Origin of the sequence: Streptomyces sp. V2I9 (genome assembly GCF_030817475.1) — a bacterium.
Lineage (GTDB): Bacteria > Actinomycetota > Actinomycetes > Streptomycetales > Streptomycetaceae > Streptomyces.
Genome location: NZ_JAUSZJ010000002.1, coordinates 4115761 through 4133378 on the forward strand (window position 1 = coordinate 4115761; position 17618 = coordinate 4133378).

Here is a 17618-nt window from a genome sequence, read left to right on the forward strand (position 1 = left end):
GGCGAACGGGCATGGATTTGCCCGTCGCCCGTCCGGTCGCGTACGCTCATCAAGAAGCCAAAGACCGCTGGTCGTCACTGTGCCTCGACAGAGGGACGGTGACCGAAGGTTCCGCTAGACCGGACGACCTGCGCAGGTGACTGTGGAACGCTCCCGGACTCTGTCCGGTCGAGCTGCGCCCTGGCACTTGTGCTGGGGCGTTTCGTCTTTTCCGGCCCCTTCTGAGCGGTCCTCATCACCCGGAAGGAGGCCGACGCTCATGGCAAGGCCCGACAAGGCTGCCGCGGTAGCCGAGCTGACGGACCAGTTCCGCAGCTCGAACGCCGCCGTGCTGACCGAGTACCGGGGTCTCACCGTGGCACAGCTCAAGGAGCTGCGCCGTTCGCTCGGTGAGAACGCCCAGTACGCCGTGGTGAAGAACACGCTGACCAAGATTGCGGCCAACGAGGCCGGGATCAATGCGCTGGACGACCTGTTCACGGGTCCGACGGCGGTTGCCTTCGTCACCGGTGACCCGGTGGAGTCGGCGAAGGGTCTTCGTGACTTCGCCAAGGACAACCCCAACCTCATCATCAAGGGCGGTGTCCTTGACGGTAAGGCGCTGTCCGCCGATGAGATCAAGAAGCTCGCGGACCTCGAGTCCCGCGAGGTTCTGCTCTCCAAGCTGGCCGGTGCTTTCAAGGGCAAGCAGACGCAGGCGGCGCAGGTCTTCCAGGCCCTGCCCTCCAAGTTCGTCCGCACCGCGGAAGCTCTTCGCGCCAAGAAGGAAGAGCAGGGCGGTGCCGGTACTCCGGCTCCCGCCGAGGCCGCCGAGTAATCACGCTCAGCGGTCCAGCGGGCTCCACGTACGCCCGCCGACATATACATCCGGCACCTGCCGAATAGTGGAAGGACGCCTGTCATGGCGAAGCTGTCCCAGGAAGACCTGCTCGCGCAGTTCGAGGAGATGACCCTCATCGAGCTCTCCGAGTTCGTGAAGGCCTTCGAGGAGAAGTTCGACGTCACCGCCGCCGCGGCCGTCGCCGTCGCCGGTCCGGCCGGCCCGGGTGCCACCGCCGAGGCCGTCGAGGAGAAGGACGAGTTCGACGTCATCCTCACCGGCGCCGGCGAGAAGAAGATCCAGGTCATCAAGGTCGTGCGTGAGCTGACCTCGCTGGGTCTGAAGGAGGCCAAGGACCTCGTCGACGGCACCCCGAAGCCGGTCCTCGAGAAGGTCGCCAAGGAGGCCGCCGAGAAGGCTGCCGAGTCCCTCAAGGCCGCCGGCGCTTCCGTCGAGGTCAAGTAACACCTCGGGAGCCCTCCGGGCTCCCCGGGCACGTCAGGTGCCCGCACCAAGGGCGATCACCCATCCGGGTGGTCGCCCTTCGGCGTGCCCGTGGCGGCTGCCTTGCTCTTCCGCCGACGACGAGTAGGGTGATCTTCGCCGTGCGCCTCTCGCGGACGCCTGGCGGGGGTCTCGCGGGCCTTCCGGGGGTGGCCGGTGAAGACTCCTGGCGGGGCCGATCGGACCGGCGGGCCTTGACGAACCGGACGCGGCGCGCAATTCTCAGGACGCGTCCTCACTTCGATCCGCATCCGAGGCATGGATCGTGAGTGAAGAGGGAAGTAAAGAAGCGCGCACCCCGCGCGTGGGTCAGGGCTAGACATAGGTGTTGAGAACAGCTGTTGAGAGCAACGTGGGTCTCTGAGAACCCCGACTGGACATCAGTGTGCCGCTTGGCTACACTGACCCTTTGCGCTGCCTGTTAGCTGCCTCCTGCCCGTCACCAGGGGCATGCCCACGCTGAAGCACCGATGACCGACCCTCTCCGACCTGGTCGTTTGCGACCGATTCGGAACGGTTTGTCTATGTGTCCAGGGTGGGACCGGTACGCGCGTAGTGAGTCCGAGCCCTCGGAAGGACCCCCTCTTGGCCGCCTCGCGCAACGCCTCGACCGCGAATACGAACAACGGTGCCAGCACCGCCCCGCTGCGCATCTCTTTTGCAAAGATCAAGGAGCCCCTCGAGGTTCCGAACCTCCTCGCGCTGCAGACCGAGAGCTTTGACTGGCTCCTCGGCAATGCCGCCTGGAAGGCTCGCGTCGAGGCTGCTCTGGACAGTGGACAAGACGTCCCCACCAAGTCCGGCCTGGAGGAGATCTTCGAGGAGATCTCTCCGATCGAGGACTTCTCCGGGTCGATGTCGCTTACGTTCCGCGACCACCGCTTCGAGCCCCCGAAGAACTCGATCGACGAGTGCAAGGAGCGCGACTTCACGTTCGCCGCGCCGCTCTTCGTCACGGCCGAGTTCACCAACAACGAGACCGGCGAGATCAAGTCCCAGACGGTCTTCATGGGCGACTTCCCGCTCATGACCAACAAGGGCACCTTCGTCATCAACGGCACCGAGCGTGTCGTCGTGTCGCAGCTGGTCCGCTCGCCGGGTGTCTACTTCGACTCCTCCATCGACAAGACGTCCGACAAGGACATCTTCTCCGCCAAGATCATCCCCTCGCGGGGCGCCTGGCTGGAGATGGAGATCGACAAGCGCGACATGGTCGGTGTCCGCATCGACCGCAAGCGCAAGCAGTCCGTCACCGTCCTCCTCAAGGCTCTCGGCTGGACCACCGAGCAGATCCTGGAGGAGTTCGGCGAGTACGAGTCCATGCGCGCCACCCTGGAGAAGGACCACACCCAGGGCCAGGACGACGCGCTGCTCGACATCTACCGCAAGCTGCGTCCGGGCGAGCCGCCGACGCGTGAGGCCGCTCAGACGCTGCTCGAGAACCTCTACTTCAACCCGAAGCGCTACGACCTCGCCAAGGTCGGCCGCTACAAGGTGAACAAGAAGCTCGGCGCCGATGAGCCGCTGGACGCCGGGGTGCTCACCACCGACGACGTCATCGCGACCATCAAGTACCTGGTCAAGCTGCACGCCGGTGAGACCGAGACGATCGGCGAGTCCGGCCGGGAGATCGTCGTCGAGACCGACGACATCGACCACTTCGGCAACCGCCGTCTGCGCAACGTCGGCGAGCTCATCCAGAACCAGGTCCGTACGGGCCTGGCGCGGATGGAGCGCGTGGTGCGCGAGCGCATGACCACCCAGGACGTCGAGGCGATCACGCCGCAGACCCTGATCAACATCCGGCCGGTCGTCGCCTCCATCAAGGAGTTCTTCGGCACCAGCCAGCTGTCGCAGTTCATGGACCAGAACAACCCGCTGTCGGGTCTCACCCACAAGCGCCGCCTGTCGGCGCTCGGTCCGGGTGGTCTCTCCCGTGAGCGGGCCGGCTTCGAGGTCCGAGACGTGCACCCGTCCCACTACGGACGCATGTGCCCGATCGAGACCCCCGAAGGCCCGAACATCGGTCTGATCGGTTCGCTCGCCTCGTACGGCCGCGTCAACGCGTTCGGCTTCATCGAGACGCCGTACCGCAAGGTCGTCGACGGCCAGGTCACCGACGACGTCGACTACATCACCGCCGACGAGGAGGACCGCTTCGTCATCGCCCAGGCGAACGCGACCCTCAGCGACGAGCTGCGCTTCACCGAGCCGCGCGTCCTGGTCCGCCGTCGCGGCGGAGAGGTCGACTACGTGCCCGGCACGGACGTCGACTACATGGACGTCTCGCCGCGCCAGATGGTGTCCGTCGCCACCGCGATGATCCCCTTCCTGGAGCACGACGACGCCAACCGTGCCCTCATGGGCGCGAACATGATGCGCCAGGCGGTACCGCTGATCAAGTCGGAGGCCCCGCTCGTCGGCACCGGCATGGAGTACCGCTGCGCCACCGACGCCGGCGACGTGCTCAAGGCCGAGAAGGACGGTGTGGTCCAGGAGGTCTCCGCGGACTACATCACCGTCACGAACGACGACGGCACGTACACCACGTACCGCATCGCCAAGTTCATGCGCTCCAACCAGGGCACCTCGGTCAACCAGAAGGTCGTCGTCTCCGAGGGCGACCGGATCGTGGCCGACCAGGTGCTCGCCGACGGACCGGCCACCGAGAACGGTGAGATGGCCCTCGGCAAGAACCTGCTCGTGGCGTTCATGCCGTGGGAGGGTCACAACTACGAGGACGCGATCATCCTGTCGCAGCGCCTCGTGCAGGACGACGTCCTCTCCTCGATCCACATCGAGGAGCACGAGGTTGACGCCCGTGACACCAAGCTCGGGCCCGAGGAGATCACGCGGGACATCCCGAACGTCTCCGAGGAGGTCCTCGCCGACCTCGACGAGCGCGGCATCATCCGCATCGGTGCCGAGGTCGTCGCCGGCGACATCCTCGTCGGCAAGGTCACGCCCAAGGGCGAGACCGAGCTGACCCCCGAGGAGCGCCTGCTCCGCGCGATCTTCGGTGAGAAGGCGCGCGAGGTGCGCGACACCTCGCTGAAGGTGCCGCACGGTGAGATCGGCAAGGTCATCGGCGTCCGCGTCTTCGACCGCGAAGAGGGCGACGAGCTGCCGCCGGGCGTGAACCAGCTGGTCCGCGTCTACGTCGCGCAGAAGCGCAAGATCACCGACGGTGACAAGCTCGCCGGCCGTCACGGCAACAAGGGCGTCATCTCCAAGATCCTGCCGATCGAGGACATGCCGTTCCTGGAGGACGGCACCCCGGTCGACATCATCCTCAACCCGCTGGGTGTCCCGTCCCGAATGAACCCGGGACAGGTCCTGGAGATCCACCTCGGCTGGCTCGCCAGCCGCGGCTGGGACGTCTCCGGCCTCGGTGACGAGTGGGCCCAGCGCCTGCAGGCCATCGGCGCCGACCAGGTCGCCCCCGGCACCAACGTCGCCACGCCCGTCTTCGACGGTGCGCGCGAGGACGAGATCACCGGCCTCTTCCAGGCCACGATCCCCAACCGCGACGGCGACCGCCTGGTCCAGCCCTCCGGCAAGGCCCAGCTCTACGACGGCCGCTCCGGCGAGCCGTTCCCGGACCCGGTCTCGGTCGGGTTCATGTACATCCTCAAGCTGCACCACCTGGTCGACGACAAGCTCCACGCGCGTTCGACCGGCCCGTACTCGATGATCACCCAGCAGCCGCTGGGTGGTAAGGCGCAGTTCGGTGGTCAGCGCTTCGGTGAGATGGAGGTGTGGGCCCTTGAGGCTTACGGCGCCGCATACGCCCTCCAGGAGCTCCTGACGATCAAGTCCGACGACGTGACCGGCCGCGTGAAGGTCTACGAGGCCATCGTCAAGGGCGAAAACATCCCCGAGCCCGGCATTCCCGAGTCCTTCAAGGTGCTCATCAAGGAAATGCAGTCGCTCTGCCTCAACGTGGAGGTGCTGTCCTCGGACGGCATGTCCATCGAGATGCGCGACACGGACGAGGACGTCTTCCGTGCGGCGGAGGAGCTCGGTATCGACCTGTCCCGGCGCGAGCCGAGCAGCGTCGAAGAGGTCTGACGGGCCGGCCGGCCGCCTCGCTCCGAGGCGGCCGGCCCTCCCCGGACCCGTTCAGACCATTGATTGAGACGAGACCCCGAAAGAGGGATTGACGACAAGTGCTCGACGTCAACTTCTTCGACGAGCTGCGGATCGGCCTTGCCACCGCGGACGACATCCGGACCTGGTCGCACGGCGAAGTCAAGAAGCCGGAGACCATCAACTACCGCACGCTCAAGCCCGAGAAGGACGGACTCTTCTGCGAGAAGATCTTCGGTCCGACGCGGGACTGGGAGTGCTACTGCGGCAAGTACAAGCGTGTCCGCTTCAAGGGCATCATCTGCGAGCGCTGCGGCGTCGAGGTCACTCGCGCCAAGGTGCGTCGTGAGCGGATGGGCCACATCGAGCTTGCCGCTCCCGTCACTCACATCTGGTACTTCAAGGGCGTTCCCTCGCGCCTCGGCTACCTGCTGGACCTCGCTCCGAAGGACCTCGAGAAGGTCATCTACTTCGCCGCGTACATGATCACGTACGTGGACGAGGAGCGTCGTACTCGCGACCTGCCCTCGCTGGAGGCCCACGTCTCCGTCGAGCGCCAGCAGACCGAGAACCGGCGCGACGCCGACCTCGAAGCCCGCGCCAAGAAGCTCGAGACCGACCTGGCCGAGCTGGAGGCCGAGGGCGCCAAGGCCGACGTGCGCCGCAAGGTGCGCGAGGGCGCCGAGCGCGAGATGAAGCAGCTGCGCGACCGTGCGCAGCGCGAGATCGACCGCCTCGACGAGGTGTGGAGCCGCTTCAAGAACCTCAAGGTCCAGGACCTGGAGGGCGACGAGCTGCTCTACCGCGAGCTGCGTGACCGCTTCGGCACGTACTTCGACGGCTGCATGGGCGCTGCGGCGCTGCAGAAGCGCCTGGAGTCCTTCGACCTCGACGAGGAGGCCGAGCGCCTCCGCGAGATCATCCGCACCGGCAAGGGCCAGAAGAAGACCCGTGCGCTCAAGCGCCTCAAGGTCGTCTCCGCGTTCCTCCAGACCAGCAACAAGCCCAAGGGCATGGTGCTCGACTGCGTGCCGGTCATCCCGCCGGACCTGCGTCCGATGGTGCAGCTGGACGGTGGCCGCTTCGCGACCTCCGACCTGAACGACCTGTACCGCCGCGTGATCAACCGCAACAACCGCCTGAAGCGCCTTCTCGACCTCGGTGCGCCCGAGATCATCGTGAACAACGAGAAGCGCATGCTCCAGGAGGCCGTCGACGCGCTGTTCGACAACGGCCGCCGCGGTCGCCCGGTCACCGGTCCCGGCAACCGTCCCCTGAAGTCCCTGAGCGACATGCTCAAGGGCAAGCAGGGCCGCTTCCGTCAGAACCTCCTCGGCAAGCGCGTGGACTACTCCGCGCGTTCCGTGATCGTCGTCGGTCCGCAGCTCAAGCTGCACCAGTGCGGTCTGCCGAAGGCGATGGCGCTGGAGCTGTTCAAGCCGTTCGTGATGAAGCGCCTGGTGGACCTGAACCACGCGCAGAACATCAAGTCGGCCAAGCGCATGGTCGAGCGTGGCCGCACCGTCGTGTACGACGTCCTCGAAGAGGTCATCGCCGAGCACCCGGTGCTGCTGAACCGTGCGCCCACCCTGCACCGCCTCGGCATCCAGGCCTTCGAGCCGCAGCTGGTCGAGGGCAAGGCCATCCAGATCCACCCGCTCGTCTGCACCGCGTTCAACGCGGACTTCGACGGTGACCAGATGGCCGTGCACCTGCCGCTCTCCGCGGAGGCGCAGGCCGAGGCCCGCATCCTGATGCTGTCCTCGAACAACATCCTGAAGCCGGCCGACGGCCGTCCGGTCACCATGCCGACCCAGGACATGGTGCTGGGCCTCTTCTTCCTCACCACGGACGACGAGGGCCGCAACGTCAAGGGCACGGACCGCGCGTTCGGCTCCACGGCCGAGGCCACCATGGCCTTCGACGCCCGCGAGCTGTCGCTCCAGGCGAAGGTCGACATCCGCTTCCCGGTCGGCACCATGCCGCCGCGTGGCTGGGTGCCGCCGGTCGCCGAGGAGGGCGAGCCGGAGTACCAGCCCGGCGACTCCTTCCGGCTGCGGACCACCCTGGGCCGCGCGCTCTTCAACGAGCTGCTGCCCGAGGACTACCCGTTCGTCGACTACTCGGTGGGCAAGAAGCAGCTCTCCGAGATCGTCAACGACCTGGCCGAGCGCTACCCCAAGGTCATCGTGGCGGCGACGCTCGACAACCTGAAGGCGGCCGGCTTCCACTGGGCGACCCGTTCGGGCGTCACCGTGGCCATCTCCGACGTCGTCGTGCCCGAGGCCAAGAAGGCCATCGTCAAGGGCTACGAGGAGCAGGACGAGAAGGTCCAGAAGCAGTACGAGCGCGGTCTGATCACCAAGGACGAGCGCACGCAGGAGCTCATCGCGATCTGGACCAAGGCGACCAACGAGGTCGCCGAGGCGATGAACGCGAACTTCCCCAAGACGAACCCCATCTTCATGATGGTTGACTCGGGTGCCCGAGGAAACATGATGCAGATGCGGCAGATCGCCGGTATGCGTGGTCTGGTGTCGAACGCGAAGAACGAGACCATCCCGCGTCCGATCAAGGCGTCCTTCCGTGAGGGCCTCACCGTTCTGGAGTACTTCATCTCCACGCACGGTGCCCGTAAGGGTCTGGCGGACACCGCCCTGCGTACCGCCGACTCGGGTTACCTGACCCGTCGTCTGGTGGACGTCTCGCAGGACGTGATCATCCGCGAGGAGGACTGCGGCACCGACCGCGGCCTGAAGCTGAAGATCGCGGTCAAGGGCGCCGACGGCGTGCTCCGCAAGACGGACGACGTCGAGACCTCGGTCTACGCCCGCATGCTCGCCGAGGACGTCGTGGTGGACGGCAAGGTCATCGCGCCTGCCAACGTCGACCTCGGTGACGTCCTGATCGACGCCCTGGTGGGCGCCGGCGTCGAGGAGGTCAAGACCCGCTCGGTCCTGACCTGTGAGTCCGCGGTCGGCACCTGTGCCTTCTGCTACGGACGCTCGCTCGCCACCGGCAAGCTGGTCGACATCGGTGAGGCGGTCGGCATCATCGCCGCCCAGTCCATCGGTGAGCCCGGTACCCAGCTGACGATGCGTACCTTCCACACCGGTGGTGTGGCCGGTGACGACATCACCCAGGGTCTGCCCCGTGTCGTCGAGCTCTTCGAGGCCCGTACGCCGAAGGGTGTCGCCCCGATCTCCGAGGCCAAGGGCCGCGTGCGGATCGAGGAGACCGAGAAGACCAAGAAGATCGTCGTCACCCCGGACGACGGCAGCGACGAGACGGCGTTCCCGATCTCGAAGCGCGCCCGTCTGCTCGTGGGCGAGGGCGACCCGGTCGAGGTGGGCCAGAAGCTCACCGTGGGTGCCACCAACCCGCACGACGTGCTGCGCATCCTCGGCCAGCGTGCGGTCCAGGTCCACCTGGTCGGCGAAGTCCAGAAGGTCTACAACTCGCAGGGCGTGTCGATCCACGACAAGCACATCGAGATCATCATCCGGCAGATGCTCCGCCGCGTGACGATCATCGAGTCCGGCGACGCGGAGCTGCTTCCGGGCGAGCTGGTCGAGCGGTCGAAGTTCGAGACCGAGAACCGTCGTGTGGTCACCGAGGGCGGTCACCCCGCCTCCGGCCGTCCGCAGCTGATGGGTATCACCAAGGCCTCGCTCGCCACCGAGTCGTGGCTGTCGGCGGCGTCCTTCCAGGAGACGACCAGGGTCCTCACCGACGCGGCGATCAACGCCAAGTCGGACTCCCTGATCGGCCTCAAGGAGAACGTCATCATCGGTAAGCTCATCCCGGCCGGTACGGGTCTGTCCCGCTACCGCAACATCCGGGTCGAGCCGACCGAGGAGGCCAAGGCCGCCATGTACTCGGCCGTCGGCTACGACGACATCGACTACTCGCCGTTCGGCACCGGCTCCGGCCAGGCCGTTCCGCTGGAGGACTACGACTACGGTCCGTACAACCAGTAGGCGAGCCGCTTGAAAGCCTGAGGGCGAGCACCCCGGAACGTTCCGGGGTGCTCGCCCTCAGGCGTGTACGGTCCTGGAGCCGTCCGGTCGCCGTAGACCCTCCGCGCGGGGGCGGGCCGGCCCGGTACAGCCTCTTCTGCGCCGTCCTGTGCGCAGTGGGGGGCAGGAGACCCGGCAGCCGTCCTCCGGCCGCGCAGCGTCCGGTGTCGGGGCCCTGCGAGGCCGGAGGACGGCTGCCGTCGGACCGGCCCGCTTCCCCGCCGCGGGCTCCGGCCGAGGGCCGGACAGCATTTGTTTTGACCCAGCTCCGTGAGGTAGGTACGCTCAAGCCTTGTGCCTGGGGTGTGCCTGGGCTCGTGTGCGTGTCATCAACCGCTCCCGAGTCCGTCAGTGGCCACCGCAATCTGCGCCTTTTCGCCCCTCGGGCGGTAGTCCGCAGTATTCGACACACCCGACCGCGTGGGTCGGTGATGTTCCAGGTTAGTTTCACGAACGGCACACAGAAACCGGAGAAGTAGTGCCTACGATCCAGCAGCTGGTCCGGAAGGGCCGGCAGGACAAGGTCGAAAAGAACAAGACGCCCGCGCTCGAGGGTTCGCCCCAGCGTCGCGGTGTCTGCACGCGTGTGTTCACGACCACCCCGAAGAAGCCGAACTCGGCCCTCCGTAAGGTCGCGCGTGTGCGTCTGACCTCCGGTATCGAGGTCACGGCCTACATCCCGGGTGAGGGACACAACCTGCAGGAGCACTCCATCGTGCTCGTGCGTGGTGGCCGTGTGAAGGACCTGCCGGGTGTTCGTTACAAGATCATCCGCGGCTCGCTCGACACCCAGGGTGTCAAGAACCGCAAGCAGGCCCGCAGCCGCTACGGCGCCAAGAAGGAGAAGTAAGAATGCCTCGTAAGGGCCCCGCCCCGAAGCGCCCGGTCATCATCGACCCGGTCTACAGCTCTCCTCTTGTCACCTCGCTGATCAACAAGATCCTCCTCGACGGCAAGCGTTCCACCGCCGAGCGGATCGTGTACGGCGCCATGGAAGGCCTCCGCGAGAAGACCGGCAACGACCCGGTCATCACGCTGAAGCGCGCGCTTGAGAACGTCAAGCCCTCGCTCGAGGTCAAGTCCCGCCGTGTCGGTGGCGCCACCTACCAGGTGCCGATCGAGGTCAAGCCCGGTCGCGCCTCCACCCTCGCCCTGCGCTGGCTCGTCGGCTACTCCCGCGCCCGCCGCGAGAAGACCATGACCGAGCGCCTCATGAACGAACTGCTGGACGCCTCCAACGGCCTCGGCGCTTCGGTCAAGAAGCGTGAGGACACCCACAAGATGGCCGAGTCCAACAAGGCCTTCGCGCACTACCGCTGGTAGTCGCTACCCCATCGAGACCGAGAGAAGACTGAGCCATATGGCCACCACTTCGCTTGACCTGGCCAAGGTCCGCAACATCGGGATCATGGCCCACATCGACGCGGGCAAGACGACCACCACTGAGCGGATCCTCTTCTACACCGGTGTGAGCTACAAGATCGGTGAAGTCCACGACGGCGCTGCCACGATGGACTGGATGGAGCAGGAGCAGGAGCGCGGCATCACGATCACGTCCGCCGCGACGACCTGCCACTGGCCGCTCGACAATGTTGACCACACCATCAACATCATCGACACCCCCGGTCACGTCGACTTCACCGTCGAGGTGGAGCGTTCGCTCCGCGTCCTCGACGGCGCCGTCACCGTGTTCGACGGTGTCGCGGGCGTCGAGCCGCAGTCCGAGACCGTTTGGCGTCAGGCGGACCGCTACGGCGTTCCGCGTATCTGCTTCGTCAACAAGCTCGACCGGACCGGTGCGGACTTCTTCCGCTGCGTCGACATGATCGTGGACCGCCTCGGCGCGACCCCGATCGTCATGCAGCTCCCCATCGGTGCCGAAGCGGACTTCACGGGCGTCGTCGACCTGGTGTCGATGAAGGCCTTCGTGTACCCCGAAGAGGCCGCCAAGGGCGAGATGTACAACATCGTCGAGATCCCGGACAACCTCAAGGAGTCCGCCGCCGAGTGGCGCGGGAAGCTCCTGGAGGCCGTGGCCGAGAACGACGACGCCATGATGGAGCTGTACCTGGAGGGCAACGAGCCCACCCAGGAGCAGCTGCACGAGGCGATCCGCCGCATCACCCTGGCGTCGAAGGGTGGCGCCGACTCCGTCACCGTCACCCCGGTGTTCTGTGGCACCGCGTTCAAGAACAAGGGTGTTCAGCCCCTGCTCGACGCGGTCGTCCGCTACCTGCCCTCCCCCCTGGACGTCGAGGCCATCGAGGGCCACGACGTCAAGGACCCCGAGACCGTCGTGAAGCGCAAGCCCTCGGACGACGAGCCGTTCTCCGGCCTGGCGTTCAAGATCGCGAGCGACCCGCACCTCGGCAAGCTCACCTTCGTCCGGATCTACTCCGGTCGCCTGGAGGCCGGCACCGCGGTGCTGAACTCCGTCAAGGGCAAGAAGGAGCGCATCGGCAAGATCTACCGCATGCACGCGAACAAGCGTGAGGAGATCCAGTCGGTGGGCGCGGGCGACATCATCGCCGTCATGGGCCTCAAGCAGACCACCACCGGTGAGACGCTGTGCGACGACAAGAACCCGGTCATCCTGGAGTCCATGGACTTCCCGGCGCCGGTCATCCAGGTCGCCATCGAGCCCAAGTCCAAGGGTGACCAGGAGAAGCTGGGTGTCGCCATCCAGCGTCTCTCGGAGGAGGACCCCTCCTTCCAGGTGCACTCCGACGAGGAGACCGGCCAGACCATCATCGGTGGTATGGGCGAGCTCCACCTCGAGGTGCTCGTCGACCGCATGAAGCGCGAGTTCCGCGTCGAGGCGAACGTCGGCAAGCCCCAGGTCGCGTACCGCGAGACGATCCGCAAGGCCGTCGAGCGCATCGACTACACGCACAAGAAGCAGACTGGTGGTACCGGCCAGTTCGCGAAGGTGCAGATCGCCCTCGAGCCCATCGAGGGTGGCGACGCCTCCTACGAGTTCGTCAACAAGGTCACCGGTGGCCGCATCCCCCGTGAGTACATCCCCTCGGTGGACGCGGGTGCTCAGGAAGCCATGCAGTTCGGCATCCTGGCCGGTTACGAGATGGTCGGCGTCCGCGTCACCCTTCTCGACGGTGGTTACCACGAGGTCGACTCCTCGGAGCTCGCCTTCAAGATCGCCGGTTCCCAGGCGTTCAAGGAGGGTGCCCGCAAGGCCTCTCCCGTGCTCCTGGAGCCGATGATGGCCGTCGAGGTCACCACGCCCGAGGACTACATGGGCGATGTGATCGGCGACCTCAACTCCCGCCGTGGCCAGATCCAGGCCATGGAGGAGCGCAGCGGCGCTCGCGTCGTGAAGGGCCTCGTGCCCCTCTCGGAGATGTTCGGCTACGTCGGAGACCTCCGCAGCAAGACCTCGGGTCGCGCAAGCTACTCGATGCAGTTCGACTCCTACGCCGAGGTTCCGCGGAACGTCGCCGAGGAGATCATCGCGAAGGCCAAGGGCGAGTAACTCTCCCGAGCTCACGCTTTAGGCTTGTCACCGGAGCCTGGTGGGCATGCGGCACAGCGCGCGAGCACTGTGCCGGATGCCCCCGGCGCCGGCACCCCAGCAAAGATCACCTGGCGCCGATGAAGCAAGGCGTACAGAACCACTCAGGAGGACCCCAGTGGCGAAGGCAAAGTTCGAGCGGACTAAGCCCCACGTCAACATCGGCACCATCGGTCACATCGACCACGGTAAGACGACCCTCACGGCCGCCATTACCAAGGTGCTGCACGACGCGTACCCGGACCTGAACGAGGCCTCGGCCTTCGACCAGATCGACAAGGCTCCCGAAGAGCGCCAGCGCGGTATCACCATCTCCATCGCGCACGTCGAGTACCAGACGGAGTCGCGTCACTACGCGCACGTCGACTGCCCGGGTCACGCCGACTACATCAAGAACATGATCACCGGTGCCGCGCAGATGGACGGCGCCATCCTCGTGGTCGCCGCCACCGACGGCCCGATGCCGCAGACCAAGGAGCACGTGCTCCTGGCCCGCCAGGTCGGCGTTCCGTACATCGTCGTCGCCCTGAACAAGGCCGACATGGTGGACGACGAGGAGATCCTGGAGCTCGTCGAGCTCGAGGTCCGTGAGCTCCTCTCCGAGTACGAGTTCCCGGGCGACGACGTTCCGGTCGTCAAGGTCTCGGCGCTCAAGGCGCTCGAGGGCGACAAGGAGTGGGGCCAGTCGGTCCTGAACCTGATGGCCGCCGTCGACGAGTCCATCCCGCAGCCCGAGCGTGACGTCGAGAAGCCGTTCCTCATGCCGATCGAGGACGTCTTCACGATCACCGGTCGCGGTACGGTCGTCACCGGCCGCATCGAGCGTGGTGTCCTGAAGGTCAACGAGACCGTCGACATCGTCGGTATCAAGACCGAGAAGACCACCACCACGGTCACCGGCATCGAGATGTTCCGCAAGCTGCTCGACGAGGGCCAGGCCGGTGAGAACGTCGGTCTGCTCCTCCGTGGCATCAAGCGCGAGGACGTCGAGCGCGGCCAGGTCATCATCAAGCCCGGCTCGGTCACGCCGCACACCGAGTTCCAGGCGCAGTCCTACATCCTGTCGAAGGACGAGGGTGGCCGTCACACCCCGTTCTTCAACAACTACCGCCCGCAGTTCTACTTCCGTACCACGGACGTGACGGGCGTTGTGACCCTTCCCGAGGGCACCGAGATGGTCATGCCGGGTGACAACACCCTCATGGACGTCGCGCTGATCCAGCCGGTCGCCATGGAAGAGGGCCTGAAGTTCGCCATCCGTGAGGGTGGCCGGACCGTGGGCGCCGGCCAGGTCACCAAGATCATCAAGTAGTTTCTGCTTGGTCCTTGGACCTGGTGGCTCACTGAGTCGCAAGAAGGGCCCCGCATCTCCTCGGAGGTGCGGGGCCCTTCGCCGTGTCCGGGCCGTGGGAGGCCGTCGTGCGCTACGGGCGAGGCGCGGCCGGGGCGCCGGGATTCCGCCGGGCCGGCGCGCGGGCCGGACATGGGTGTAGGGCCCCGGTACCTCAGGGCGGTGAGGTGAGGGGGCCCTACGGTTGAGAGGGACGGCGGGCCGGTCAGGTGTCCGCCGTCCCGGTCCGGGGCGTCGGTCAGACGCCGGCGATCGACTGGATCCAGGACCGGTACGCGGTGACGTTCGTGTACGCGGTCGTGGTCTGCCGGTCGCTGGTGGAGGCGACGCCGACCTGGATGCCGTTCGCGGTCATCGGGCCGCCGGAGTCGCCGCCCGCGGTGATGCCGTTGCCGCGCCGGGCGCAGATCGCCGAGCCGCCGTACGCGTCACCGCAACCGCCGGTGACCGTCACATTGGCGACCTTCAGGTAGCGGGACTGGCAGGTGGCCTCGGAGCCGCACTGCGAGGTGGCGCCCCAGCCCCAGACCTGGACGCTCTGGCCGACGCTCACGGAGCCGGGCGAGCCGAGCCGGGAGTAGGTCGCCTGCACGGAACGGTCCAGACGCACCAGTGCCAGGTCCGAGCTGTGGGTGTAGGTCTGGGCGCCGTTGGCGACCACGCCGCCGCTGTGCTGGTCGAGGCTGCCGATGCGGAACGACAGGCCGCCGCCGGTGACGCAGTGCTTGGCGGTGAGGATCCAGGTCGGCGCGATGATCGTCGCCGAACAGGTCTCCCTGCCGTTCGAGAAGAGGCGGGCGGCCCACGGGGCGTTCTGGGCGTAGCCGCCGCCGATGATCTGGGTGGTGGGCGGCGGGGCGTCCTGGAGCGGGGGTTCCGGGGCGGCCGACGCGGACGGTGCGAAGAGGGCGAGGACGCAGGCCGCCGCGGCGGCGGCGGCGGGCACGAGCCGGGATATACGCATGATGCCTCGTTTCGCGCGACACGCCGGGGTGTGCGTGTCCGTGGGGGATGGTGGGCAACAGGGTGCCGGAGCGCGACGAGGCAGTGGTACTAACGTTTGGGCATAACGCGCCGCTATGGGGCGGCAGTTGGGCGTTGCGCCGACTGCTGGGGCCGCCACACCCAGGGGGCGGCGTCCGCCCCGAACCCGACGACGACCGGCCGTCCGTCCCCGCCGACGTGGAGCGCGACGCCGTCCAGGGCGACCGGTCCCCGCGACCGTACGGCGGTGCTCCCGGCGGTACGGAGCCGAACGCGGCCTTCCGGGGTTCGGCCCAGCAGGACCGGGCCGCCCGGCGTGGCGGCGGCGGTCACCGGACCATACCCCCCGAAGCGGGGCGCGGGACCGGCGGCGGACCGTACGACGGCGAGCCCCGGTCGCGCGGCGGGCCGGAAGTACAGCTCCACGGACCCGTCCGGGGCGGGGAGCGCGCCGGGGGCGTGCGCCGGTGTGGGAGCGTCCGTGAGCTGGGTACGGGCGGTGACGTCGGCGTCCGGTGCGTCCTGGGTCCAGTGGTGCACGGCATGGTGCCCGGCCGCGTACACGTGGACGCGTCCCGCCGTGTCCACGACCGCGGTCAGCCCGTCCTGCACCTCGCCGCCGCCCAGGTCGCGCCATGCGCTCCAGCGCCCGCTCCCCGCGTCGCGCACCCGCGTGCTCAGCCCCTTCTCCGCGTTCCGCACGAAGAGGTGGACGCGGCCGTCCGGGGCCGCCACGGCGACGGGCACGCCGATCCGCCGCCCGTGGTCGGCGCCGGCGGCGGGGTTGCCGAGCCCTTGCCAGGCGCGGAAGGGGCCGCCCGCCGCGACCTGCTCCAGCAGCACGATCTCGCGCTCGTCGGCCGAGCCGTGCCCGCCGAGCGCCGCGAACCGCAGCCCGAACAGCAGGTGCCGCCCGTCCGCCGTCGCCGCGCCCAGCACCGGGGCGAGCGGACCGCCGCCGAGGTCGTCCGCGGCGTCGAACAGGCCGCTGCCGGGTGCGCTCTCGCGCCACCGGACCGCGCGCAGCCCCAGCACCCCGTAGACGGTGAGCCGGCCGTCCGTCCCGGTGACGACCCGGGCGCGGGGGCCGGGATGGCGGTGGTGGGTGGAGCGCACCCAGCCCTTCCGGTTGGTCAGCGGCCGGTCGCCGCCCACGTTGTAGTCGCCGCAGCCGGAGGGGTTGCCGCACCGCCAGTCGGGCGCGCCGCCGTACGGGACGAGGTGGGCCGCCTTGCGCTCCAGCACCTCGGGCGGCAGGTTCTTGGGCCAGTGCCGGTTGTAGTAGCCCCGGAAGGAGGCGACGGCGAATCCGGGCACCGGCTCCCCGGCCGCCGTGGTCCGCGCCACCCAGCGGATCAGGGCCGCCCAGGCGAAACCGCCGGCGGCGGTGTGGTCGGCGTGGTCGGAGTACCCGCGCTGCTCGCTGTCCCGGCGGCGCTCGTGCTCGCTGCTGAACTGGAGGTCCGGGTCCGGGTCGAGGGTGTGCACGACGGTCGGCCGGTACTGCTCCAGCAGACCGACGAGCACGTCGACGAGGCCGTCGTACGTGTACGAGCCGGCCCTCTCCAGCGGGGAGCCGTCCGCGACGACCGTACGCAGCACCAGCCGCCGGTCCCGCCAGAGGCTGGGCAGCCCGAGGCGGCCGCGCCCGGTGTGCATCGCGGTGTTGAGGAAGACCAGCTCGACCCTGCGTACCCCGTCGGTCAGCACGTTCAGCTCGGCCCGGTGGCCGCCGTCCAGCGCGGTCACCGACCTCTGCCAGGGCGTGAACCGGTCCAGGCCGAGCAGCTCGGCGTACGCCTGGCGCAGCCCCTGGTGCCGGGCGGAGGAGTACGCGGCCCGGTCGGGGGCCGGGCGCGGGGCGCCGGGGACCTTGTTGACGCCGTCCGCCTCGCCGGCGGTCAGGTACACGCAGACCACCGGGGTCCCCGCGTCGAGGGCCTCGCGGGTGTCCGGGTTCATGAAGTACAGATCGTCGTCCGGGTGGGCCAGCACCTGTAGGACCAGGGCCCGCCGGGTGGTCGCTATGGCCAGACCGGGCGCGGGGTCGGCCACCGGGCCGCGACGCCGGGGGGCCGGTACGGCGCATCCGGCGGTGGCGGCGGTCGCGGTGGCCGCGAGGAGCAGGGCGCGCCGGGGCACGCGTATCCGGGCCAGGACAGGTCGATCCACCACGCCGCGCACTCCGTCCGCTCCCGCTTCCCCCGCAGCGGGCGAACGGCCGCCCTGTCCTGCGTCCCACTCGTCTCGTCCCGCAGGGTGGCGGCGGGTCGGGCCGCAGGCCTGCGGGGGAGGAGACGGAGTTCGGGGCGGGCGGGTTGC

Annotated in this window: 10 protein-coding genes; 8 read left to right on the top strand and 2 right to left on the bottom strand. The window is 68.0% G+C overall.

All coding sequences use genetic code 11. The features are described from left to right. Positions 1–259: 259 nt before the first annotated feature. The 8 genes from rplJ to tuf all read left to right on the top strand — a co-directional run bounded on the left by rplJ (position 260) and on the right by tuf (position 14273). Positions 260–817 carry a 50S ribosomal protein L10 gene (gene rplJ / locus QFZ71_RS18290; RefSeq protein WP_189518472.1) on the top strand — a complete coding sequence of 186 codons (558 nt, stop codon included), beginning with the start codon at positions 260–262 and terminating at the stop codon, positions 815–817. 84 nt (positions 818–901) lie between these two features. Then, positions 902–1285: a 50S ribosomal protein L7/L12 gene (gene rplL / locus QFZ71_RS18295; protein WP_307669274.1), complete on the top strand. Its 384-nt coding sequence runs from the start codon at positions 902–904 to the stop codon at positions 1283–1285. 624 nt (positions 1286–1909) lie between these two features. Next, a complete protein-coding gene (gene rpoB, locus QFZ71_RS18300; protein WP_307669275.1) occupies positions 1910–5395 on the top strand; it encodes a DNA-directed RNA polymerase subunit beta in 3486 nt (1161 codons plus the stop codon). 98 nt (positions 5396–5493) lie between these two features. Then, complete coding sequence (locus QFZ71_RS18305) at positions 5494–9393, top strand: DNA-directed RNA polymerase subunit beta' (protein ID WP_307669276.1); 3900 nt, start codon at positions 5494–5496, stop codon at positions 9391–9393. A gap of 517 nt (positions 9394–9910) precedes the next feature. Continuing rightward, positions 9911–10282: a 30S ribosomal protein S12 gene (gene rpsL, locus QFZ71_RS18310; RefSeq protein ID WP_003948652.1), complete on the top strand. Its 372-nt coding sequence runs from the start codon at positions 9911–9913 to the stop codon at positions 10280–10282. A 2-nt stretch (positions 10283–10284) separates the two neighbouring features. Next, a complete protein-coding gene (rpsG, locus tag QFZ71_RS18315) occupies positions 10285–10755 on the top strand; it encodes a 30S ribosomal protein S7 (protein WP_003966970.1) in 471 nt (156 codons plus the stop codon). Between the two features lie 37 nt (positions 10756–10792). Further along, positions 10793–12922, top strand: coding sequence for an elongation factor G (fusA, locus tag QFZ71_RS18320; RefSeq protein ID WP_307669277.1), 2130 nt, complete (start codon positions 10793–10795; stop codon positions 12920–12922). A gap of 157 nt (positions 12923–13079) precedes the next feature. Continuing rightward, a complete protein-coding gene (gene tuf, locus QFZ71_RS18325; RefSeq protein WP_018490814.1) occupies positions 13080–14273 on the top strand; it encodes an elongation factor Tu in 1194 nt (397 codons plus the stop codon). Between the two features lie 277 nt (positions 14274–14550). Here tuf and QFZ71_RS18330 read toward each other — a convergent pair whose 3' ends face one another. Together QFZ71_RS18330 and QFZ71_RS18335 are read right to left on the bottom strand one after the other, a co-directional pair. Further along, the gene (locus QFZ71_RS18330; RefSeq protein WP_307669278.1) at positions 14551–15276 is read right to left on the bottom strand and encodes a trypsin-like serine protease; all 726 of its coding nucleotides are present in this window, start codon (positions 15274–15276) and stop codon (positions 14551–14553) included. Positions 15277–15389: 113 nt separating this feature from the next. Beyond that, on the bottom strand, positions 15390–17438 hold the full coding sequence (locus QFZ71_RS18335) for a PIG-L family deacetylase (RefSeq protein WP_307671506.1): 2049 nt from the start codon (positions 17436–17438) through the stop codon (positions 15390–15392). Positions 17439–17618 lie beyond the last annotated feature (180 nt).

Coding starts and splice junctions, on each gene's coding strand:
- QFZ71_RS18330 (WP_307669278.1), bottom strand. CDS start 15,276: ATGCGTATATCCCGGCTCGTGCCCGCCGCCGCCGCCGCGGCGGCCTGC.
- fusA (WP_307669277.1), top strand. CDS start 10,793: ATGGCCACCACTTCGCTTGACCTGGCCAAGGTCCGCAACATCGGGATC.
- rpsG (WP_003966970.1), top strand. CDS start 10,285: ATGCCTCGTAAGGGCCCCGCCCCGAAGCGCCCGGTCATCATCGACCCG.
- rplL (WP_307669274.1), top strand. CDS start 902: ATGGCGAAGCTGTCCCAGGAAGACCTGCTCGCGCAGTTCGAGGAGATG.
- rplJ (WP_189518472.1), top strand. CDS start 260: ATGGCAAGGCCCGACAAGGCTGCCGCGGTAGCCGAGCTGACGGACCAG.